This window comes from Nannocystis exedens (genome assembly GCF_002343915.1).
In the GTDB taxonomy this organism is placed as follows: Bacteria; Myxococcota_A; Polyangia; order Nannocystales; family Nannocystaceae; genus Nannocystis; species Nannocystis exedens.
This window is the reverse complement of the sequence record NZ_NETK01000001.1, coordinates 9,934,454-9,956,320: the sequence shown is the minus strand read 5'-3', so window position 1 is coordinate 9,956,320 and position 21,867 is coordinate 9,934,454. Positions and strand designations below refer to the sequence as shown.

Here is a 21,867-nt window from a genome sequence, read left to right as displayed (position 1 = left end):
TGGAAGCGCCGGCAGCGACTGCTGGGGGCGCGATCCCCCGATCTTCGGCGCGAGCCCGTGCCTGTGGCCTGGACGCCCTCGGTTCGAGGAAGTAACACAGTGCGACGGCGCCTGCGCGCCGCGGCCCAAAGCGAGGAATCGTGAGCACCACCAGCTTCTCCGTCGACCTCCGCGATCTCCACTTCGTCCTCTTCGACCAGCTCGCCGCGCACGAGCAGCTCGCCGCGATCCCGCGCTTCGCCGAGCTCGACCGCGAGGTCTACGAGGCCACACTCGCGGAGGGCGAGCGCCTGGCGCGGGAGGTTTTGGCGCCGATCAACGCGCCCGGCGATCTCGAGGGCTGCAGCTTCGACGGCCAGGGCAACGTGACCACCCCGAAGGGTTATCGCGAGGCCTGGGAGGTCCTGCGCGAGGGCGGCTGGCTCGCGCCCTCGGCGCCGAGCGAGCTCGGCGGCAGCGGCCTGCCCTTCGCGGTCCACGTCTGCCTGAGCGAGATGCTGTGCGGCGCCTGCATGGCGTTCATGATGTACGCCGGGCTGACCGTCGGCGCTGCGCGCGTGATCCTGGGCCACGGCCCGGAGGCCACGCGGGAGATGATCGCCCGCAAGATGTTCACCGGCGAGTGGGGCGGGACCATGTGCCTCACCGAGGCCGGCGCCGGCAGCTCGGTCGGCGACAACCGTTGCCGCGCCACCCCCACGGATGAGCCCGGCGTCTATTTGCTCGAGGGCGAGAAGATCTTCATCAGCGGCGGCGACCAGGATCTCACCACCAACATCGTCCACCTGGTGCTCGCCCGCACCCCGAACGCCGGCAAGGGCACCAAGGGGCTGTCGCTGTTCATGGTCCCGAAGTACGAGTTCGACGCCGGCGGCGCGCTCGGGGCCCGCAACGGCGCCAAGGTCCTGCGGATCGAGGAGAAGATGGGCATCCACGGCTCCTCGACCTGCGTGCTCGGCCTCGGCGGCGACCAGCCGTGCCGCGGCGTGCTGATCGGCCAGGAGAACCAGGGCATCGAGCTGATGTTCCTGATGATGAACGAGGCGCGGATCGGCGTCGCCGTGCAGGGCCACGCGATCGCGGCGGCGGCCTACAACTACGCCCGCGGCTACGCCCGCGAGCGGATCCAGGGCCAGTCGATCCGCGAGGCCCGCAGCCAGGACGCCCCGAGCGTGCCGATCGTCCAGCACCCCGACGTCCGCCGCATGCTGATGACGCAGAAGGTCTACGCCGAGGCGATGCGGTCGCTGCTGCTGCGCATGGCGCTGGTCGTCGACCGCGAGCACGCCACCGACGACCCGGCCGAGCGCGAGCGCCTGCGCGGCCGCGTCGATCTGCTCACGCCGATCCTCAAGGCCACCTGCACCGATGTCGGCTTCGAGGTCGCCGTCGGCGCGGTCCAGGTCTACGGCGGCTACGGCTACATCGGCGAGTACCCCGTCGAGCAGCTCGTCCGCGACGTCAAGATCTGCTCGATCTACGAGGGCACCAACGGCATCCAGGCGATGGACCTGGTCGGCCGCAAGCTGCGGATCGGCGGGGGCGCGCTGTTCATCGACTGGATGCAGGAGGCCCAGGGCCGGCTCGCGGCCGCCACCGAGGCCGGGCTCGCCGGCCCCGCCGAGGCGATCGGCAAGGCCGTGCAGCTGCTCGCCGCCAGCGCGATGCACCTCGCGGGCCTCGGCAAGGCGCGCAAGGTCGAGGCGGCGATGATGCAGGCCGTCCCCTTCACCCGCATGTTCGGCCTGGTCCTGCTCGGCATCGAGTGCGTCGAGCAGGCGCTGGTCGCCGCCCGCCTCCGCCAGACCCGCGGCGACGAGCCGCTCCTGGTCGGCAAGCAGCGCAACCTCGAGTTCTTCGTCGCCGCGATCCTCCCGCAGGCGATCGCCCTCGGCAAGAGCATCCAGTCGAACGACGAGAGCGCCCTCGACCCGGCGCTGTTCGCCTGATCTCCGCGGCATGTCCGGACGGACATGACCTTGCAGACAGGTCCGCTCGAACATGTCCGAGCGGCCCTGTCGCTTTCGGCGCCCCCGCGGCCGCCGCGTGTCGCCGCAGAAGGTCGCGCTGCGGGCGTTCACCGGCGCCGCGCCGGCCGCGAGCGCACGACGGGACCCCCGACCGGCGACACGCCCAGGCGGCCTCGGGCGCGAGGTCCGGCGCCGAAAGCAGCATGACCGTCAGGACATGTCCTGACGGTCACGCCTCACGCGCGTCCCCTCGGCTCAGGGCACGGGCGCCCAGGTGCCGGTCGTGTCCGGGCAGGCCGGCGTGTACACGGCCGACTTCACCCACCCGCCCTCGGCGTCGAGCGTGTAGGCGGCGATCGGGCTGCACACCTCGCCGCTCGCGTCGAAGTCGAGCGGGCCGGTGATGCCGACGAGGTCGACCGTCTTGCTCGACTGGAACGCGGTGAGCGCCGCGGGCACGAACATCTTGGGGCCGGCGCCGAAGTCGACCGGCGTGCCGGCCTTGTCGGACAGCTTCTTGAACGCGTCGGCGACGCGCAGGCCGACCACGATGTCGCCGGACTTCACGGCCGCCATGCCGAACAGCGACGCCATGGTCGCGTCGTAGGCGAGCGCGCCCTCGGGCGCGAGGTTCGACTCGCCGAGGCGCGTGCGCAGCTTGGCCAGCTGCGGCGTCTCGAGGTCGGGCGCGATGGCGACGACGATGCCCGCGAGCTCGGGGTCCTCGAGCGCCGCGACCGCCGGCATCGCCCGCTTGCTGACGTAGATCTTCTGCGGCAGCGGGGCGCCGGTGGTCTTGTAGTACTCGATGATCTCGGCGACCTCGGACCGCCCGAGCAGGATCAGCATCGGCGGCTCGGCGAAGGTCTTGAGCGCCGTGTCGAGCTTGGCCTTGGCGCCCTTGGTCGCGTCGTCGAGCCCGCGGTACGAGGCGATGAACTGGCTGCCGGGCACCTGCGGGATCTGGCTCGGGGTCGTCTCCTCGGTCGCCACCGCCTTGTACAGGCTGAGCCCGTACGCGTCCTCCGACAGCAGCAGGATCGCGTCGGCCGTCGGGTCGCCGGCGAAGTCGGCCCCGATCCGCTCGCCCAGCGCCGGGCCCTGGTACTTCGCGCCGGCCATCGCCTGGAACACCAGGCCGCTGCCGGTCGAGGTGTCGAGCTCGCGCATGTCGGCCGTGATCATCGGCCCCATCGTGAACGCGTTGACGCCCTGGGCGAACGTCACCTGGTCGACCACCGCGGTGAACTCGACGTCGTCGGCCGGGCCGATGAGCACCGGGATCGTCAGCGTGTCGCCGAGGTGGCGCGCGGCCGACGTCGCCGACGCGACCTCGCTCTTGGTGTCGCACACGACCAGCGCGATCTTGTCGCCGTTCGGCAGCTCGCCGCTGGCGTTGAACTCCTCGACCGCCGCCAGCACGCCCTTCTCCATCTCGAGCCCGAGGTCGGCGTCGGCGCCGGTCTTCGGCAGCATCACGCCGATGAACGCGACGTCGTCGCTGATCTCGCCGCCGGGGTAGATCGGCGCGCCGCACTCGTCGGACTCGGTCGAGGCGCACTCGCGCGGCGCACTCGAGGTCGCGCAGATGTACGCCTCGCCGAGACCCGCGCACTGCGAGTTGGCGTCGCAGCCGTTCTCGCGGATCTTGCAGACGTTGGCCGCGCAGTACATCGGCTTGTTGTCGTCGAAGAACGCCGCGCAGTCGGCGTCCTCGTAGCACTCGGTGAAGTCGAGGGTCGCCGAGCACGCGCCCGCGATCACCCCGAGAGCGCCGCACACAGAGAACCGGACAAGCAGATGCGAGAAGACAGACGACATGGTCGCAAAGCTCCAGCGTTCGCGGCTCAGAAGCGATAGACGTAACCGAGGCCGAGCTGGCTCGGCGAGACCTTGGGCTGCATCGCCTGCACGGCCTTCGACTTGCGGGCCTTCGGCACCAGCAGGAGCACCATGCCGACCACCGCGAGCACGCCGCCGGCGATGAACAGCCCGTCGGCGGTGGCCGCCAGCGACTTGCCCTTCTGCCCGGCCTCGCGCTGGTCGTCGAGCGTCTCCGCGGCCTCGAACTTGTTCTCCTGGCCCTTCGCCAGCCCGCCGGCGACTCCGCCGCCGATCAGCAGCGCCGCGCCGACGCCGAACATCGTGTAGCCGATCGGCCGCAGCAGCTTGGCCTTGTTCTGCGCGGACTTGTCGTCGCCGGGCGGCGACTGCGGCCCCGGCTGCGGCCCGACCGGTTGGTCGGCCTCCGGCTGCTTGGCCGGCTCGGGCTGCTTCGGCTTCGACTTGGCCTCTTCCTTCTCGCGGATCTCGACGATCTTCTCGAGCGTGGCGAGCCGCTGCAGCGCCGTGTCGCGCAGGCCGATGTCGACCGACTCGTCGGCGATGAACTTCTGGTAGTAGGCGATCGCCGCGTCGACGTTGTTGGCCTGCTCCTGGATCCGGCCGATGTTGAACAGGATCGCCGGGTCGGGCTGCAGCGCGTAAGCCCGCTCGAACAGCGCCACCGCGGCGGCGTAGTCCTTCTCGCGGTACTTGGCCCGCGCCTGCTCGGCCAGGCTCTCGAAGGTCTCGCCGCTCGCGTCGGTCGGCGGCGGCTGGGCCAGCGCCGCGCGGACGGCGATCGGGACGTACACCGCGGCGGCCGCCGAGCGGGCGGGCATGCTCGAGGCGAGAAACGCAGCGGCCACGAGAGTGACGATCGGCTTCTTCATGGGGGGCCTTGAGGGCGGGGTCGACACGCGCGACCCTGACGAACCCGAGAGCTAGAGACTAACGCTTTTTGCTCGGACCGACCGGCAACAAATCGTCCTCCGGCGCGGGGTTCGGCTTCGGCTTGGTCTGCCCGTCGGGCGGCTTCTTGGTCCCGCCGCCGGTCGGCCGCTTGGTGCCCCCGCCCGTCGGCGCCTTGGGCTGCTCGACCGGCGGCTGCGGGTTCGCCGGCGCCCCCGTCCGGGTCAGCAGGTAGTCGTAGGGCTGGTCCTTGGCGGCGCTGACGCTCAGCGCGGTCTGCATCGGCCCGTAGCCCGGCGCGGTCAGCGAGATGGTGTATTTGCCGGCGTGCAGCGGCACGTCGATCGGGGTCGAGCCGAGCGGTCCGCCGTCGAGCGTGACCTCCGCAGTCACCGGGGCCGAGCGGATCGTGATGATCGCAAACCCCATGTCCGGGTTGAGGTTGGGGTAAAGCCCCTTGATGCGCTGCTTCGCCTCCTCGTTGCCAGCGTCGAGCGCCAGCACGTCGCGGTAGCCCTTGACCGCGCTGATGCGGTCGCCGTCGCGCTCGTGCTTGCGGGCGCTGGCCAGCGCCTTCATCACCTCGAGCCGGGACCGCAGCTCGTCGGCGCGGTCGGACAGCTCCGGGTCGCGGGCGAACTCCTCCTCCGCGATCTCGAGCTTGCGCTCCGCCTGCGGCAGCTTGCCCTCGTCGATGAGCTGCGCGATCTTGTCGAGGTTGCCCTCGAGCTGCTCGCGCCCGCCCTCCTCGCGGGCCACCGTCTCCGGCCGCTCCGTCTCGGCCTCGGCCGGACCGCCGCCGCCGAACACGTAGACCAGCAGCGCGATCACCGTGAGCGCCGCGACCCCGCCGTAGACCAGGTTCAGCGTGCGCTGGCGAGCCGCGGCCTCCTGGGCCTGCGGACCGACCACCAGCAGCGTGCGCCCGTCCTGGCTCTGCACCAGGCTCCCACCCTCCAGCGGGATGCCCTGCGCCTTGAGTTGGTCGAGCGTCGCCTGCGGGAACTGAGCCGTGATGGGCATCACCGACGGCGGCATCGTCTGCGGTCCGCCCGGCGCGCTCGGCATGCCCTGCGCAAGCGGCGCGGCGGCAACGGCCGGTGCCGATCGCGGCCGGCCGAACGTGCCGACCACGATATTCTCCGGCGACGGGATCGGCTTGCTGTGTTCGGTGCTGCTCTGCGGCTCCTCGGGCTCGAGCGGCTCCGTCCGCGGCTGCGCCCGCGGCAGGCGGAACATCGAGAACGGCACCTGATCGATGAGCCCCTCGACGACCTCGTTGGCGTCGCGTGGGCGCCGCTCCCGGCTCTTTTCGAGGCACCGGCTGATCAGATCCAGCACGCCTTCGGGGACGCCGTTGTCGGGCGGCAGGAGCTCCTGGATCGGCTGCGCCTTCTCGTGGACGTGCTTGTACAGGACCGACGCGTCGTTGTCGGCCTGGAACGGCATCACCCCGGTCAGCATGAAGTAGAACAGGATGCCGACCGCGTAGACATCGACGCGCTGGTCGATCTTCTCGCCCAGGATCTGCTCCGGAGACAGGCAAGTGGGCGTGCCGAGGACGTTCTGCTTGGTGATGTCGGACGAGCCGGAGACCAGCTTGGCGAGCCCGAAATCGAGGATCTTGACGTAGTTGGCTCGCCCCTGCCGCTCGCACAGCATGATGTTGGCGGGCTTGATGTCGCGGTGGATGATGCCGCGCGAATGGGCCTCGCCGAGGCCTTTGAGCACCTGCGCCGCGATCGGCACGAAGTCGGCCAGCGTGAGGTGGCCGCGGCGGCGGACGAAGCGGTCGAGCGTCTCGCCCTGGACGTACTCCATCACGATGAACGCGCGGCCGTCGACCTTGCCGAAGTCGTGGATGGTCACGATGTTCGGGTGCTGCAGGCTGGAGAGCCCGCGGGCCTCGCGTTCGAAGCGGGCCAGGGCCTCGGAGTCGCCGACCCAGTCGGGCGCCAACACCTTGAGCACCACCGGGCGATTCAAGTCGATCTGCGTCGCCTGGTACACGACGCCCATCCCCCCGCGGCCGAGCCGGCGCTCGATCAAGTAGCGCCGAGCGAAAGTCGTCCCCAGCAGGGGGTCTGCTTGTGCTTGGTCTTCCGGTTTGCTCATGGCTTCTCGGGGGACCCTGTGACGTTAACACACCTTCCCCCGGTGTTGCGCGTCTTCGGCAAAACCCGGCGGCAGTCGCCGCAATGGCGCGCGCGTAGAGGCGCAGGACGACGCGGTCGACGGCTTGTGGCATGCTCCGGCCGTGCCCACGACCCTGAGCTTCGCCCCGACCATTCCCGCTCTGCTCCACGGCAGCCGCGCCGTCCTCGTCGTCGCGGCGGCAAACGTCCTCACCGGCGAGTTGCCGGCGTTCTTGCCGGCACCGGCGCAGGCGCTGCTCGCCGAACTCGCGCGTGACACCAAGCCCGGCGAGCTCGGAGCCGTCTCGGGCACGCTCACCGGCCTCCCGGAGCCGCGTCGCCTGCTCCTCGGCGTGCTCCCAGACCACGGTTCTCGCTACAATTCGCCGAGCCGCGCCGAGAGTGTGCGGCGCGTGGTGGCGGCGGCGGACCTCGGCGGCAGCAAGGCCGGAATCATCGTCATCCTGCCGGATCCGGCGCACCTGCTCGCCACCATCAACGCCGTCGGCCGCGCTCTCCCGCTCTATTCGAGCAAGAGCGGCGCGACCAGCGGCGCCGAGGTCCAGATCCTCGCGCTGGACCCCGCCGGCCAACCGATCCCCGTTCCGCCGGAAGTCGAGTCGACGATGCACGCGACGCGGATCGCCGCACTTCACGTCGACACGCCGCCGACCGAGCTCAATCCCGAGGAGTTCGCAGCTCGCGCGCGCGAGCTGTTGACCGCGATTCCACGCGTCGAGCTGCGCGAGATCGTCGGCGACGCCCTGCTCCAGGAGGGCCTCGCCGGCATCCACGCCGTCGGCCGCTGCGCGGTCAAGCCGCCGCGCATGCTGATCGCCCAGTACACGCCGGCCGCCGGCGGCGGCCGCTCGATCGCCCTGGTCGGCAAGGGCATCACCTACGACACCGGCGGCCTCAGTCTCAAGATCAGCGGGGCGATGAACACGATGAAGGGCGACCTCGGCGGCGCGGCCGCCGTGCTCGGGGCGTTCTGCGTGCTGGCCGCCAATCATTGCAAGCACAAGCTCTCGCTGGTCCTCTGCATCGCCGAGAACGCGGTCGGCCCCGGCGCCTACAAGCCCGACGACATCCTCCGCCTGCACTCCGGCAAGACGGTCGAGATCAACAACACCGACGCCGAGGGCCGCCTCCTGCTCGCCGACGGCGTCAGCTACGCCGCGCGGGCGCTCGGCGCCGAGATCGTGTTCGACGCCGCCACCCTGACCGGCGCCCAGATGATCTCGACCGGCCTGCTGCACGCCGCCGTCGTCAGCAACGACGAGTCGCTCGAGCAGACCATCATCGCCGCCGGCAAGCACTGCGGCGACCTCGTCCACCCGCTGCCGTTCGCGCCCGAATTCTACAAGCAAGAATTCGAGAGTAATATCGCAGATATGGTCAATTCTGTAAAGAATCGCATGAACGCCCAGTCGGCCTGCGCGGCGCAGTTCGTCTACTGGCACATGGACGACACCAAGGCGCTGTGGTGCCACATCGACCTGGCGGGCCCGAGCTTCCCGAAGAACCGCGGCACCGGCTTCGGCGTGGCCCTGCTGTCCGAAACCGTGCGCCGGATCGCCTGAGGAGGTCGCGCATGTACGGCTACGGCAACTGGACCCTGCCCGGCAGCTGGCACGCGGCGCTGGCCGACGAGATGGCCAAGCCATACTTCAAGGACCTCGTCGACTTCGTCGGCTATGAGCGTGAAAACAATACGGTTTATCCCGCCGAGGGAGACGTCTTTCGCGCCTTCGAACTCACCCCCTTCGAGCAGGTCAAGGTCGTGCTGCTCGGCCAGGACCCGTACCACGACGAGGGTCAGGCCCACGGCCTCTGCTTCTCGGTGCTGCCCGGGGTGAAGCCCCCCGCCTCGCTGGCCAACATCTTCAAGGAGCTGGCGGCCGACCTCGGGTGCGGCGTCCCCTCCCACGGCAACCTGCAGTCGTGGGCCGAGCAGGGCGTCCTGCTGCTCAACACGGTCCTCACCGTCCGCGCTCACACCCCCGGCTCGCACAAGAACAAGGGCTGGGAGAAGTTCACCGACGCCGTCATCCGCGCCCTGAGCAACCGCGGCGAGCCGCTGGTGTTCGCGCTGTGGGGTGACTTCGCCAGGAAGAAGGCCGGCCTGATCGACGAGCGCCGCCACCGCGTCCTGGTCGCCCCCCACCCCTCCCCGATCCTCGGCAAGGGGCCGAAGTTCCTCGGCAGCCGGCCGTTCTCGGCCATCAACGCCGCCCTCGAGGACCTCGGCTACCCGGCGATCGACTGGCAAATCTTCTGACAGTCGCCGCCGCCACAGCCCCGGCCGTTGCCGGTGATGGCAAAGCGCCACCACCTCGACGCGCCGCCGCTTGCGGTACACGAAGAAATACGGCAGCCCGAGGAGAAAACAGCGCCGGGTCCCGAACAGATACGGCGGCCAGGCGCTGGGGAACCGCACCATCGCCCCGAGGGTGGTCCGTTGGAACTCGGCCTCCAGTCGCCGAACGCGAACGGGCCCGAGGCGCGCGGCGAAGGCGCTGGCCTCCCGCATCTCCCGTTTCGCCTCCGGATGGAACCCGAGACTTTTGCCCTGCTCTTTTTCGCGCGTCACGCTACGAAATCGGCATGACGCGCCCTCCTTTTGCACAACGGCCTCCGCGGATCCTCACGGACGCGGATGGGGTGACCCTCCAGAAAGAGCTCAAGCACCGGCTGGTGGAGCTGGACCGCGGCGAGGTGGAGCTCGTGCCGGTGGAAGAAGTCTGGCGGGACGTGTTCGGCCATGAGGCGCCGCCTGAGCTGAGAGCTCGCCAGCGCTGAGCACCCCGGCGATCCGCCGAAATTTTGTCCCCGCCCGAGCCGGCGTTTATCCTACATCACCCACACCGGAGTTTTTGTCGGATGACGCACGAACGACGCCAAGATCGCAGCGAAAACCCCTGGACCGCCGGGGATCTCTACCTTCGGGCGGTTGCCCAGCGGACCGGCCTGGAGCACCTCACGCTCGCCACGCGCGAGGGTCTGTACCTCTCGGGCACGGGCGACAAGGAGCTCGCCAATCGCGTCGCCGCGGTCGCTCCTCTGTACGTCGAGGAGCCTGCCGCTCTGCGTGCCGGTCTCATCGAGGAGTTGACGGACGGCCAGCCGATGCAGGTCTGGCGCGTCACCGTCCGCAACCGTCCCTTCTACCTCATCGGCTTCGGCGCGCTCACCGACATGTCCGAGGAGGTCCAGCACGCCTTCGACCGGATCTTCGCTCGCCCCGCCCCGCGCACCTCGAACTGAGATCGTCGTCGCGTCACGACGCGCGCTCCGAGAGCCGCGACGATCCTCGTCGCGGCTCTTTGCGTGGGTCGCGCTCCGCGACCCGGCGCCTCGGCTCGCCCGAGCTCGTCGCCCTCAAGCCGGGATCACGCACACCCCGACGTCGTCGGTGCCGGGCGGAGGATCGGCGAAGAAGGGCACGCAGTCTTCGGACGGGGCGCAGTCGGCGTCGCCGCCGGACACCGAGCAGAAGGGCGTGCAGCAGCCCATCGCGCCCATGCAGCCTTCCACCGTCTCGGCCGCCTGGCAGCTGAAGCCGGCCAGGCACGCGTTGGTGTACTCGCACGGCGAGTTGTCGTCGCCGGGGTTGTCGCCGGGATCGGGGGTGAAGCAGATGAAGCCGCCGAACGACGCGTCGCCGTAGCAGCCCTGCATGTCTTCGCAGTCCTGCAGCAGTGGGTCGCACGACTTGAGGCACACCGGCAGCACGCCCTCGTTCGCCGACTCGAGGCAGAGTTCGCCGTCGCCGCAGACGTTGCTTTCGCCGCAGTACGCCGTGCAGGTCCCGCCCTGCCCCGTCGCGAAGTCGAAGTTCAGGCAGATCGTGCCCTTCGAGCAGTTGTCGAGCCCGGAGAACACCGACTCGCCCATGTTGATGTTGCACGGGTCACCGACCGCGCCGCCGTTCATCGGCTCCTCGACGCACTTGTTGGCGTCCCAGTAGTTCATCGCCATCGAGTCGTAGGCCACGCACTTCTGCCCTTCGGGACAGTCCTGGATCTTCGGGTTGCACATGCTCGCGCCGCCCTCGGTGTCGGACGTCGTCGGCGTGTCGGTGCTGGTCTCGCTGTCGGTCCCGGTGGCGGTCCCGGTGCTGGTGGTGGGCTCCGTGGTCGGAGCGGTCGCGGTCTCTTTCCCCATCCCATCGTCGCCGCAGCCCGCCGTCAGCAGCGCGCCGACGAGCGCAGCCATTCCCAGCACCTTCGCGCTTCCCAGCTTCATCATGGCGATTTTATCGCGAACGGCCCGCGCGCCCGTCAACGCCTGCATCCGCGCCGAGCCGCTCCATTCGCCGACCCGCGCGGCTCCAGCGCTGCCGTGGCCTCAGCGCGGGAACGCACGCATCGGTTTGAGCCACCGTCTCATTCTGATACACTCGGCGAGGATGGAGCCAGCAGCGCGCAAGAGACCCGCGAAGTCCGCCCTCGGGGAGACGCCGCCGCGGCGCACGCGGGTCGATCGTGACAGCGTGCTGGTCGCGCTCGGCGAGCTCGTGCGCCGCGAGGTCGACCTCGACGCCTTGCTGGCGCAGGTCATCGACACCGTCACCCGGGCCATGGACGCCGACCGCGGCACCTTCTACCTCGTCGACCGCGCCCGCGGCGAGCTGTTCAGCAAGGCCGCGCATTTGCCGGAGCTGCGCGAGATCCGGCTCAGGGTCGGTCAGGGCATCGCCGGACACGTCGCGCGCACCGGCGAGGCGATCAACCTCTCGCACACCGAGGGCGACCCGCGTTTTTACGGCGCCATCGATCGCGCCACCAACTACGCCACGCGCTCGATGCTGTGCGTCCCGGTCCTCGATCGCGCCGGCGAGATCCTCGGCGTCCTCCAGCTCCTCAACAAGAAGGGCGCCGCCTTCGACGACGACGACGAGGCCCTGCTGCGCGCGCTCGCCAGCCAGGTCGCCATGCTGGTCGAGAGCACCAGTCTTTACGGCCAGCTGCGCGCCCCCACCGGCGGACCGCTGCGCTACCGCTTCAACGGCGTGGTCGGCGGCGGCGCGCGGATGAGGCGCGTCTACGATCTCGTGACGCGCGCGGCGGGCACCGACGCGACCGTCCTCATCACCGGCGAGACCGGCACCGGCAAGGGGCTGATCGCGCGGGCGATCCACTACAACAGCCCGCGCGCCGGGCGGCCGTTCGTCGCAGTCGACTGCGCCTCGCTGCCGGCCACCTTGATCGAAAACGAGCTCTTCGGCCACGAGCGGGGCGCGTACACCGGGGCCGACCAGCGCAGCGTCGGCAAGTTCGAGGCCGCCGACGGCGGCACCGTCTTCCTCGACGAGCTCGGCGAGGTCCCGCTCACGCTCCAGAGCAAGCTGCTGCGGGTGCTGCAGGACCGCGAGTTCGAGCGGGTCGGCGGGCGCAAGACCCTCAAGGTCGACGTCCGGATCCTCGCCGCCACCAACCGCAACCTCGAAGACATGGTCGCTCGCCAGCGCTTCCGCGAGGACCTCTACTACCGCCTGCGCGTGCTCTCGCTGGCCATGCCGCCGCTGCGCGAGCGCGGCCCCGAGGACCTCGAGCAGCTCGCCTACCACTTCCTCGCGGGCTTCGCCCAGCGCCACAACAAGCCCGTCGTGCGCTTCTCCCCCGCCGCGCTCGCGCGGCTGCACGCGCACAGCTGGCCCGGCAACATCCGCGAGCTCGAGAACTGCATCGAGGGCGCGGTCGTCCTCAGCGCCGGCGACGCCATCGAGGTCGCCGATCTGCCGCTGCCCGCCGACCCGCGCGAGCTCCCGGCCGCGGGCCGCAAGGCCGGCCGCGGCGGCGCCGACCTCGCCCGCCTGTCGTGGAACGAGATGGAGAAGCTCTACATCGAGGCCGTCCTCGCCGCCCACGACGGCAACCGCAGCGGCGCCGCGCGGGCCATGGGCATCGGTCGGGCCACCCTCCTGCGCAAGATCAAGGCCCTCAAGATCCGCGCCTGATCCGCCCGCGCCGCCCGTTCGCTGCAGGTGCATCGCAACGATCCATCTGCATCGTTTTGATACACCGCCGATCCTGTCGCGATCGCGCCGTCCGTCCTTCACCCGGGCCGCGCCGCGTCACAGCCCCGTCACGGCGCCTGGCACGCCGGCTGCTAAGGGGTCTCGCGCAGGAGCCCGAACGATGACAGCCAAGCCCGCCCCCACCACGCCCGCCCCCACCGACAACCTCTGGCGCCAGGGCAAGCCCGTGGAGGACCCCGAGAAGATGAAGCGCTGGGGCTTCATCACCGCCAAGCCCAGCGAGTACCTGATCCACGTCCGCCGCGGGCGGATCCGCCGAAGCAGCACCGGTCAGGGCGCGAGCTGCTTCAAGTGGCCGTGGGACAGCGTCGCCGTCATCCCGACCACCATCAACCGCCTGCAGTTCACCGCCGACCAGGTCACCCTGGAGAAGGTCGGCGTGCAGATCACCGGCCTCGCCGTCTACCGGATCGCCGAGCCCGAGCTGACCTTCCGCATGCTCAACTTCTCGTACAGCGAGCGGGCGCAGGAGAAGCTCGGCGAGATCCTCACCGAGATGTTCGTCGGCGCCACCCGCCGCCTCGTCGCCAACCTGCGCGTCGAGGACGCCATGACCCGCCGCAAGGAGTCGATCGCGCGCGAGCTCATGGCCGAGCTGGTGCCGATCGTCGAGGGCCGCGGCCGCACCGACGACACCACCGCCACCGGCTGGGGCGTCGTCATCGACACGGTCGAGATCCAGAACGTGCAGATCCTGTCGGACACCGTGTTCCAGGACATGCAGGCCAAGTTCCGCGCCGAGCTGGCGCTGCGGGCCCGCATGGCCGAGATGGAGAGCGCCCGCGAGATCGCCACGCTCGAGGCGACCTCGGCCCGCCAGATCGAGGAGGCCAAGATCGCCAGCGAGACCGCCACGCGCGAGCTCAAGGCCCAGGCCGAGAGCCGCACCATGCAGATCGAGCTGGCCGAGACCGCCAAGCGTGAGGAGCTGGCCGCGCGCGCCGCCGAGGAGCAGCGCGTGCGCGACCAGATGCGGGCGATCGCCGAGCTCAAGGCCGCCACCGAGCTCGCCGAGGAGAGGGCCGCGCGCGAGCAGGCGCGGGCGATCGCCGAGCTCAAGGCCGCCACCGAGCTCGCCGAGGAGAAGGGCGCGCGCGAGCAGGCCCGCCTGCTCGGCGAGCTGCGCGCCAAGACCCAGCTCGAGCAGGAGAAGGCCGCCCAGGCCGAGGCCGTGCGCCTCGCCCAGCTCGCGCGCGAGCGCAAGTACGCCGAGGCCGAGCGCCAGCTGCTCGAGGTCAAGCACGCCACCCAGCAGCGGGAGGTCGAGCTCGGCGCCCAGCTGGCCATGCAGCGCAACAAGGCCAACACCGAGCTCAAGGACCTCGAGAGCGCCGCGGCTGCGCGGCTCAAGGAGCGCGAGCTGCAGCTCGAGCGGCTGGCCGGCGAGGTGCGGGCGGCCGTCGCCCGGGCCGCGCGCGAGGTCGACAACCTCGTCTCGGACGACCGGATCCGCATGGCCCTGGTCGAGACCGGCCTGCCCGCGATCGCCGGCGCGTTCGCGCAGAAGTTCGGCGAGGTCAAGATCACCGCGTTCGGCGACGGGGCCGATCCCTCGGCGATGATCGCCCGCGGCATGGGCGAGGCCCTCGCCCTCGCCCGCAAGGTCGGCGCCGAGCTGCTCACCCCGCCCGCGCCGCCTGTCCCCACGGACAGCCCGGCCGAGCGCTGAGCGACCCCCTCGCCCGCGCGCGGGCCGCTCGCGGCCGCCGCGCCGACCTGCCTCTCCGGACATCTCGCGCGCGCCCCGGCCGCGACCATGGCCACCTGTCTCTCCGGACATCTCGAGCGCGCCCTCCGGCCGCACCTCGACCACCTGTCTCTCCGGACAGAATCACCTCGCGCAGATCCACCCGCGCTCGTGCGGGTGGATCTCTGCAGGACGTCCCCGCGATATCCAGCGCGGCCGGGCCCGCCGCGCCGCCTGTCCTTTCGGGCATCCGCTCTCCGCACGGCCCGGGCGGCGCCTGCGCGAGCTTTCGCGGCTCGCCCGGTCCCTTCGTCGTCCGGCCTGCGACCTCCACCTCCCCTCGGCCCGGCGGACGAACCTCGATTGCCGGCCGCGGCCGCGGGTCCACGGTTGCCGGGTCCTGGATCTCCGATGACCACGCCAGCCACGACCTCGGCCGCCGCGCGGAGGGCCTGTCTCTTGCGACATGTCGCTCTCCCCTTCGCGCTCGCCGCCTGCGACCTCGGGTCCGGCGACGGCGACGACCCCGGCGCGACCACCGGCGCCGTCGCCTGCCCGCTCAACGACGCCTGGGAGCCCAACGACGATCCCGACGATCCCACCGACGTCGACTGGTACAGCGTCAGCGAGTGGTCCGCCTACCACGAGGTCGCCGACGCCTACCTCTGCCCCGGTGAGGACGACTGGTACCGCGTCGACGTCGCCGGCCTCGGTTACAGCGTCCACTACCTCCACGTGCGCGCGCTGGTGAAGGACGCCGGCCTGTGCGGGGCGGCGTGCGGCGAGCCGGTGCTCGCCCCCGGCCCCGAGCACACCATGACCGTCGAGGTCTACCGCGCCGACACGCACGAGCCCTTGACCGCGCAGACCGCCGACGGCGGCGTGCTCGCGTTCAGCGGTTACGGCGACGACTACGCCGGCGTCCTGCTGCTCCGCGTCCACAGCGACAGCGCGACCGCGGAGTATCCGTATCGGCTGCACGTCGAGCTCCGCAACTACGAAGGCGAGGACGAGTGTGAGTGCTGAAGCCTCGCCGCGGCGCGCCGGGTTCGTCCTGCTCGCCGGCCTCTCGCTCGCCTGCGGCGTCCCCACGCCGACCGGGACCACCGGCAGCGACGACGAGCCCGCGCGCGACCGCGTCGACGTCCACGTCCACCTCGTCGGCGGCCTCGTCGACGAGCTGCTCGCCGCGCTCGACCGCAACGCCATCGCCGCCGCCGTCGTCATCGCCTCGCCGCACCTCGACCCCGCGCTCGGCCTCGCCCCCGGCGCCGACCTTCGCATGCACGGCTGGCGCGAGGCCAACGACGCCCTGCTCGCCGCCACCGCGGCCCACCGCGATCGCCTGTTCCCGTTCGTCGCCGTCGAGCCAGCCGAGGTCGACATCGCCGCGCTCGAGCGGTGGTTTCGGCGCGGGGCTCGCGGCGTCAAGCTGTACTTCGGCCACCACAAGCTGCACGCCCGTCCGCTCGACGATCCGGCCCACGCCTCGCTGTTCGAGTGGCTCGAGCACCGCTCGGTGCCCGTGCTCGTCCACGTCAACACCGTGCGCTACCGCGACGAGCTCGCCCGGCTGCTGCGCGCTCACCCGCGGCTCGAGCTGGTCTGCGCCCACCTGTGCGGCAGCCGCACCGACCTCGATCGCCTCGCCGGGCTCCTGCGCGAGTTTCCGCGGCTGCGCGTCGACACCAGCCACGGCGGCGGCCTGCCCGGCGTCGACGGCTTCACCGCCGTCGAGGAGGATCGCGACCGCCTGCGCGCCCTCATCGAGGTCCAGCCCGAGCGGTTCCTGTTCGGCTCCGACCTCCTCACCACCCGCGGCGCTCCCGACGACCTCGACGCCGTGCGCGAGTGGGACCTGCAGCTCGCCGCCAACCTCGGCCTGCTCGAGCGCCCGCGGTTCGAGTTCTGGCGCCACGCCGCGCGGATCGGCGCGCTCACCCCCGGCGTCTACCACGGCCTCGCCCTCCCCGAGCCGGTGGTCTCCCGCGTGCTCGGCGGCAACGCCCGCGCCTGGCTCGGCGCCTACCGCCGGCGGTGAACTTCAGGCCATGTCCCATCAAGCATGTTTCGGCGGACATGCCCTCGGGAACATGTCCCATCGCTGCTACCCCTCGGACTCTTCGGCCAGGTCCGGCTCGTCCGCGGCGCCGAGCTCGAGATCGACGAGGATCGGGTTGTGGTCGGACACCAGCTTGCCCTCGGCGACCGGGCGCTCGATCACCTGCGGCTCGCGCGGGCGCACGCCCTTGCCGGCGAACCAGTCGACGCGCAGCGGCACCCGCCCGCCCCACGGCGCCAGCCGGCGCTCGAGGTACGTCCACATCACCCGGCGCATCGCCTTGGGCATGTAGTCGAGCGCCTTGCGGAAGATCTCGGGGTCGTAGATGTCGTAGTAGATGGTCCCGCGGGTGAAGTCGTTGAACCCGTCGATCTCGAACCCGCCGTCGCGCAGCGCCGCGAACACGGCCCGCTCGAAGTGCTCCTCCGGCTTCATGTACTGGGCCGCCATGCCCTCGATGCCGAACCGCGTCAACTTGTAGAAGAAGTTGTAGGCCAGGCCGCGGCCGCTGCTGAGGTCGTACGTGTTCGTGTTGAGGTCGCCGCCGAGGAGCATGCGCTCGCCGCCGAACTCGCGCAGGCGGGCGACGATCTCGCGGATGTGGCGCGCGCGGTCGCGGGGGCCGGCGAACGGGTCGAGGTGGACCAGCGCGACCGTCAGCGGCCCGTCGGGCAGCAGCAGCTCGCACAGCAGCGCGCGCTTGTTGCCGATCCGCTTCTCGGTCGCGTGGAACTTGTCGCGCCGCTCCTGCAGCTCGACCGCCTCGAAGCGGAGCACCGGGAAGCGGGTCAGCAGGGCGCAGCCGTGCATCGCCTTGGTGTTCGGCACGCCGTGGCCGCGCTCGCCGCGGTCGCCCTCGGCCAGCACGAGGTGATAGTTGGCGAACACGTAGCCCATGCCGAGCGCGTGGGCGAGCTCCTTCGGCACGTTGCGGTTGCCCGAGCGGCCCATGCCGATGTCGACCTCGGTCAGCAGCAGCAGGTCGGCCGTCGACAGCTCCGGGTCGGAGGTCAGGAGCGCGTGCAGGCCCTCGAAGCGCTTGCCGCGCTCGACGTTCCACGCGACCGCGCGGACGATCCCCGGGCGTCGCGGCGCCAGCGAGTGGCCGAGCGTCGGCTCCAGGTCCCACTCGAAGCCGCGGAGGACCCGCTCGAGTTGCGGGCGGATCGTGCGGAACACCGGATCCCGCTCCAGGCGCCGGCGGGTGCGGATCCGGGCGATGTGGGCCAGCGCGTCGGTGAAGTCGTGATCGAGCTGCGAGCGGAGCGGGAGCGGACCTGGCTCCGAGACCAGGTTAGGATAAGCGAAGAGATTCGTCGGCACGCGCCTCCCCGGGTCGGACCTGGCGATCGGTACCAGATCGCAGGGGCGCTGTCCCGGGTCTGCGCCCGCGCGCCCGGGCATTTTCGATCCGCCGCCCGTGTGCGCAGTACGCGGGCCGGATCGCCGTGGATCGCCGGCGACCCGGGTTATTCTTCGTCGCATGCTGCAGCTCGGCCTCGTCGCCCTCCTCGCCACGCCGCTCCCGTGGACCGCGCCCGCGCCCGCGCCCACGCCGATCTACGGCGGAGATTTGGTCGAGCCGGGCTCGTGGCCGAGCGCCGTGGCGATCCTCATCGGCGACACCATGTGCACCGGCACGCTCGTCAGCCCGACCGTCGTGCTGACCGCCGCGCACTGCCTCGACCACAACCCCTCGCCCGCGCTCATGCACGTCGTCGTCGGCGACGACGTGTGGTCGGGGTTCGAGCAGATCGTCTCCGTCGCCGAGCACGGCTCGCACCCGGACTTTTGTGGCACCGACACCGAGGTCTGCAAGGTCGACATCTGGGACTACGGCTACGTCGTGCTCGAGGAGCCGCTCGTCGGCGTCGCGCCGACGCGGCCGATCAGCGACCAGGCGACCTGGGACGACGCGATGTACATCGGCGCCCCGATCACCGTCGTCGGCTTCGGCGACGACGAGAAGAGCCTCAACGGTTTCAAGCGCCAGGTCGACGTCGAGATCGTGCGCTTCAGCCCGAGCGGCCTCGAGTTCCAGGCCGGCGGCGACGGCCACGACTCGTGCCAGGGCGACTCCGGCGGCCCCGCGTTCGTCACCCTCTCCTCCGGCGAGGTCGTGCTCGCGGGCGTCACCTCGCGCGGCTACACGTGCGGCAAGGGCGGCTTCTACGCGATCCCCTACGCCGCCCTGTGCTGGCTGAACCAAGAGACAGGTGTCGACCTGCGCACCGACGCGTGCGAGACGTGCGACTGCCTGGTGACCGAGCCGAAGCGCGACGACGGTTGCGACTGCGCCGCCGGCGGCGACGCCGGCGGCCCGCTCGGCCTCGTGGTGCTCGCCGGGCTGGCCGGGCTCAGAAGACCTGGGCGCCGACGATCACGTACGTCTCGGCGCTGAGGATCTCGAGCAGGCGGCCGCTGATCGCCTCGGGGTCGTAGTCGGAGAAGTCGACGCCGCGGAAGTACGCGTCGTAGGTCTTGGCGACCGTCAGCGCCCTGCCGCCCGGCTCCTTGCCGGTGATCGAGAACGGCCGGCCATCGTCGGCCGTGCTGAGGTCGAGCTCGACGATGCTGGTCTGATTGGTCTCGAACTTCCAGTTGGCGGTCTCGTGGGCGCCGGACGGGTCGACCGCCGTGCCGGCGAGGTAGATCGTCAGCCCCTCGATCGACGCGTGGCCCTCGACCTTGTACGGCGTGTCGAACGCCTGCTCGGCCAGCGACGACTGGTAGCGGCCGTACTCGACGCGCAGCTTGCAATATGTCCCTTCGGGCAGCTCGACCGACGCGAAGTCGACGAGGTCCTGATCCTGCGCCAGCTGGTACTCGGGGAACGGGCCGTACGGCAGCTCGAAGTCGAAGCTCTCGCCGGCGCACGACTCGACCTGCGCGGCGGTCATCACGACCACGCCCTCTTGCAGGGCGACCTGCCAGCCCTTGTCGTTGACGAACACGCGGGCGGCGTCGGCCTCGCCGTAGTTCGGCAGGACCCCGTTCTCGTCGCGCGTACCGTGGTGCGAGATGGCCAGCGAGACCTTCGTCTTCGGCTCGAGCAGCGCCTCACAGCCCGCCAGGCTCGACATCACAGTGACAGCTGCCAACACTCGCGTCGCGCTCCGCGTCATCGTCATAACTTGGGGCATCTTATCCATAGTCGGCTGTGACGCGGAACTACCGTCCTCGCCGGCGCTCGTGCGCTAGCGTGGTGGCGGGGCGGACCTGCACCGGCGACGCGAGCGCGGCCTTCGGCGCGGCTACCGGTTCACGGTCCGGCGGCCCCGAGCCCGCGCCGCGCCCGCCTGGCGCCCGGGACAGGCGAGGCTCCAGGTGTGCGCGTCGCTCCTCCCTCCGGCGGCACCAGACACGACGGCCCGTGACCGATCAGCGCTGCGCGTCCGGCTCGGCGCAGCGCCTCGCGAGCGAGGTGGTGCTGCGCCGGATCCCAATAAAGTAGTAGCGACTTCTGCAGCTTCTTCTCGCGCAGCTCTTTCGCCGTGTAGACCGGCTGGCGCGTGAACGGATCGCGACCCGTGTAGTACATGCAGGTCGCCATGCTCATCGGCGTGGGGATGAAGTCCTGCACCTGCCGCGGCCGCACGCCTCGCGCCTTCAGCCACAGCGCGAGATCGACCATGTCGTCCAGCGTGCTGCCCGGGTGCCCTGAAATGAAGTACGGCACCAGGTGCTGCTCTTTGCCGGCGGCCTCGCTCGCGCACATGAACTGCTCGGCGAAGCGCTCGTAGCTGGCGACCCCGGGCTTCTTCATTTTGGCGAGCACCTCGTCCTTCACGTGCTCGGGCGCCACGGACAATTGTCCGCCGGTATGGTGCGTCGCCAGCTCGCGGATGAACGCCGGAGATCGTTCTGCCAGGTCGTAGCGGACGCCCGAGGCGATGAACACGCGCCGCACGCCCTCGGCCTTGCGCACCTTCTTCAGCAGGTCGACGAGCGGCCCGTGGTCGGTGTCGAGGTTCTCGCACACGCCCGGGTGGACGCACGACAGCTTGCGGCACGCGCTCTCGATCTGCTCGCTCTTGCAGCGCATGCGGTACATGTTGGCCGTCGGCCCGCCGACGTCCGAGATCACCCCGCGGAAGTCGTCCATGCGGCGCAGCTCCCGGATCTCGCGCAGCACGCTCTCGGCCGAGCGCGACTGGATGATGCGGCCCTCGTGCTCCGTGATCGAGCAGAACGTGCAGCCGCCGAAGCAGCCGCGCATCGTCACGATCGAGTGCTTGACCGTCTCGAACGCCGGGATCTTCTTGCCCGCGTAGATCCAGTGCGGCCGGCGCACGAACGGCAGGTCGTACAGCGCGTCCATGTCGCGCATGTCGAGCGGGTGCGCCGGCGGGTTGCAGTAGAGCGCCCGGTCGCCGTGCGGCTGGATCAGCGGCCGCCCGTTGCCCGGATTGGTCTCGTGCTGGAACGCCCGCGACATCTCGAGGAACGCGTCCTTGTCGGCGCTCACCTCCTCGAAGCTCGGCAGGTGCAGCGGCAGCCCGTCGCGCACGTAGCGGCTCTTCGGCAGGTGCTCCCACTGGCCCTTCGGCAGCATCACCGCGGTGCCGCGGACGTCGCGGATCGTGCTGATGTCTTCGCCGGCCTTGAGCCGCTGCGCGACCTCCCACACCGGCCGCTCGCCCATGCCGAAGATCAGCAGGTCGGCCTTGCTGTCGACCAGCACGCTGCGGCGGACCTGGTCGCTCCAGTAGTCGTAGTGGGCGATCCGCCGCAGGCTCGCCTCGATGCCGCCGAGCACCACCGGCAGCCCCGGGAACGCCTGCCGGGCCAGGTTCGAGTAGACGATGCTGGCGCGGTTCGGCCGCTGCTCGAGCGCGCCGTCGGGCGAGTATTGGTCCTCGCCGCGGACCTTCTTCTGCGCCGTCAGCTTGTTGAGCATCGAGTCGAGGTTGCCCGCGGTGATGCCGACGAACAGCCGCGGCCGACCCAAGCGCGAGATGTCCTTCGGGTCATCCCAGCGCGGCTGCGCGATCATCCCGACCCGCAGCCCGCGGCCCTCGAGGAACCGGCCGATCAGCGCCCCGCCGAACGCCGGGTGGTCGACGTAGGCGTCGCCGTTGATGATGAGCACGTCGAGCTCGTCCCACCCGCGGGCCTCCATCTCCTCGCGGGTCATCGGCAGGAACGCCCGCAGGTCCCGCGGCGGCGCCGTCTTGCTGGCCCTGAGCTGGACGAGCGACATGCGGCGAACACTAGTCGATCCGCCGCCCCTGCGC

17 protein-coding genes are annotated in these 21,867 nt (G+C 70.8%); 10 read left to right on the top strand and 7 right to left on the bottom strand.

Annotation, left to right across the window (positions count from 1 at the left end):
- The first annotated feature begins 140 nt into the window (after positions 1-140).
- Complete coding sequence (locus tag NAEX_RS38755; RefSeq protein WP_096332496.1) at positions 141-1,949, top strand: acyl-CoA dehydrogenase; 1,809 nt, start codon at positions 141-143, stop codon at positions 1,947-1,949.
- A 276-nt stretch (positions 1,950-2,225) separates the two neighbouring features.
- Here NAEX_RS38755 and NAEX_RS38750 read toward each other — a convergent pair whose 3' ends face one another.
- The 3 genes from NAEX_RS38750 to NAEX_RS38740 form a co-directional block, all read right to left on the bottom strand.
- Complete coding sequence (locus NAEX_RS38750; RefSeq protein WP_211302548.1) at positions 2,226-3,734, bottom strand: ABC transporter substrate-binding protein; 1,509 nt, start codon at positions 3,732-3,734, stop codon at positions 2,226-2,228.
- Positions 3,735-3,817: 83 nt separating this feature from the next.
- Positions 3,818-4,684 (bottom strand): tetratricopeptide repeat protein, encoded by an 867-nt coding sequence (locus NAEX_RS38745; RefSeq protein ID WP_096332494.1) that lies wholly within the window; start codon positions 4,682-4,684, stop codon positions 3,818-3,820.
- Positions 4,685-4,742: 58 nt separating this feature from the next.
- The gene (locus NAEX_RS38740) at positions 4,743-6,818 is read right to left on the bottom strand and encodes a serine/threonine-protein kinase (protein WP_096332493.1); all 2,076 of its coding nucleotides are present in this window, start codon (positions 6,816-6,818) and stop codon (positions 4,743-4,745) included.
- A 142-nt stretch (positions 6,819-6,960) separates the two neighbouring features.
- Between NAEX_RS38740 and NAEX_RS38735 the strand changes: the two genes are divergently transcribed.
- The 4 genes from NAEX_RS38735 to NAEX_RS38725 all read left to right on the top strand — a co-directional run bounded on the left by NAEX_RS38735 (position 6,961) and on the right by NAEX_RS38725 (position 10,105).
- Positions 6,961-8,421 (top strand): peptidase M17, encoded by a 1,461-nt coding sequence (locus NAEX_RS38735; RefSeq protein ID WP_096332492.1) that lies wholly within the window; start codon positions 6,961-6,963, stop codon positions 8,419-8,421.
- A gap of 11 nt (positions 8,422-8,432) precedes the next feature.
- Positions 8,433-9,119: a uracil-DNA glycosylase gene (ung, locus tag NAEX_RS38730; RefSeq protein ID WP_096332491.1), complete on the top strand. Its 687-nt coding sequence runs from the start codon at positions 8,433-8,435 to the stop codon at positions 9,117-9,119.
- 383 nt (positions 9,120-9,502) lie between these two features.
- Entirely contained in the window at positions 9,503-9,640 is a 138-nt protein-coding gene (locus NAEX_RS51425) for a hypothetical protein (protein ID WP_170136376.1), read from the top strand.
- Between the two features lie 81 nt (positions 9,641-9,721).
- Positions 9,722-10,105, top strand: a complete 384-nt coding sequence (locus NAEX_RS38725) for a hypothetical protein (RefSeq protein WP_096332490.1) — start codon at positions 9,722-9,724, stop codon at positions 10,103-10,105.
- Between the two features lie 114 nt (positions 10,106-10,219).
- On the opposite strand, the gene NAEX_RS38720 is transcribed toward NAEX_RS38725, so the two are convergent.
- Positions 10,220-11,086 (bottom strand): ribulose phosphate epimerase, encoded by an 867-nt coding sequence (locus tag NAEX_RS38720; RefSeq protein ID WP_143141006.1) that lies wholly within the window; start codon positions 11,084-11,086, stop codon positions 10,220-10,222.
- 163 nt (positions 11,087-11,249) lie between these two features.
- On the opposite strand from NAEX_RS38720, the gene NAEX_RS38715 reads away from it, so the two are divergent.
- The 4 genes from NAEX_RS38715 (at position 11,250) to NAEX_RS38700 (ending at position 16,609) form a co-directional block, all read left to right on the top strand.
- Positions 11,250-12,800: a sigma-54-dependent Fis family transcriptional regulator gene (locus tag NAEX_RS38715; RefSeq protein ID WP_096332488.1), complete on the top strand. Its 1,551-nt coding sequence runs from the start codon at positions 11,250-11,252 to the stop codon at positions 12,798-12,800.
- Positions 12,801-12,981: 181 nt separating this feature from the next.
- A complete protein-coding gene (locus NAEX_RS38710; RefSeq protein WP_096332487.1) occupies positions 12,982-14,550 on the top strand; it encodes an SPFH domain-containing protein in 1,569 nt (522 codons plus the stop codon).
- A 429-nt stretch (positions 14,551-14,979) separates the two neighbouring features.
- Positions 14,980-15,594, top strand: coding sequence for a hypothetical protein (locus NAEX_RS38705; RefSeq protein ID WP_143141007.1), 615 nt, complete (start codon positions 14,980-14,982; stop codon positions 15,592-15,594).
- The gene (locus NAEX_RS38700; RefSeq protein WP_170136375.1) at positions 15,584-16,609 is read left to right on the top strand and encodes an amidohydrolase family protein; all 1,026 of its coding nucleotides are present in this window, start codon (positions 15,584-15,586) and stop codon (positions 16,607-16,609) included. The genes NAEX_RS38705 and NAEX_RS38700 overlap by 11 nt, the downstream gene beginning before the upstream one ends.
- A gap of 66 nt (positions 16,610-16,675) precedes the next feature.
- Here NAEX_RS38700 and NAEX_RS38695 read toward each other — a convergent pair whose 3' ends face one another.
- On the bottom strand, positions 16,676-17,953 hold the full coding sequence (locus NAEX_RS38695; protein WP_096332484.1) for an endonuclease/exonuclease/phosphatase family protein: 1,278 nt from the start codon (positions 17,951-17,953) through the stop codon (positions 16,676-16,678).
- A gap of 160 nt (positions 17,954-18,113) precedes the next feature.
- Here NAEX_RS38695 and NAEX_RS38690 point away from each other — a divergent pair, with 160 nt between their 5' ends.
- On the top strand, positions 18,114-19,031 hold the full coding sequence (locus NAEX_RS38690) for a S1 family peptidase (protein WP_096332483.1): 918 nt from the start codon (positions 18,114-18,116) through the stop codon (positions 19,029-19,031).
- Here NAEX_RS38690 and NAEX_RS38685 read toward each other — a convergent pair.
- Both NAEX_RS38685 and NAEX_RS38680 read right to left on the bottom strand, forming a co-directional pair.
- A complete protein-coding gene (locus NAEX_RS38685; protein WP_096332482.1) occupies positions 18,988-19,713 on the bottom strand; it encodes a hypothetical protein in 726 nt (241 codons plus the stop codon). The two genes, NAEX_RS38690 and NAEX_RS38685, sit on opposite strands and share 44 nt — an antisense overlap.
- A 179-nt stretch (positions 19,714-19,892) precedes the next feature.
- Positions 19,893-21,833, bottom strand: a complete 1,941-nt coding sequence (locus NAEX_RS38680) for a YgiQ family radical SAM protein (protein ID WP_096332481.1) — start codon at positions 21,831-21,833, stop codon at positions 19,893-19,895.
- Between the last annotated feature and the right edge of the window lie 34 nt (positions 21,834-21,867).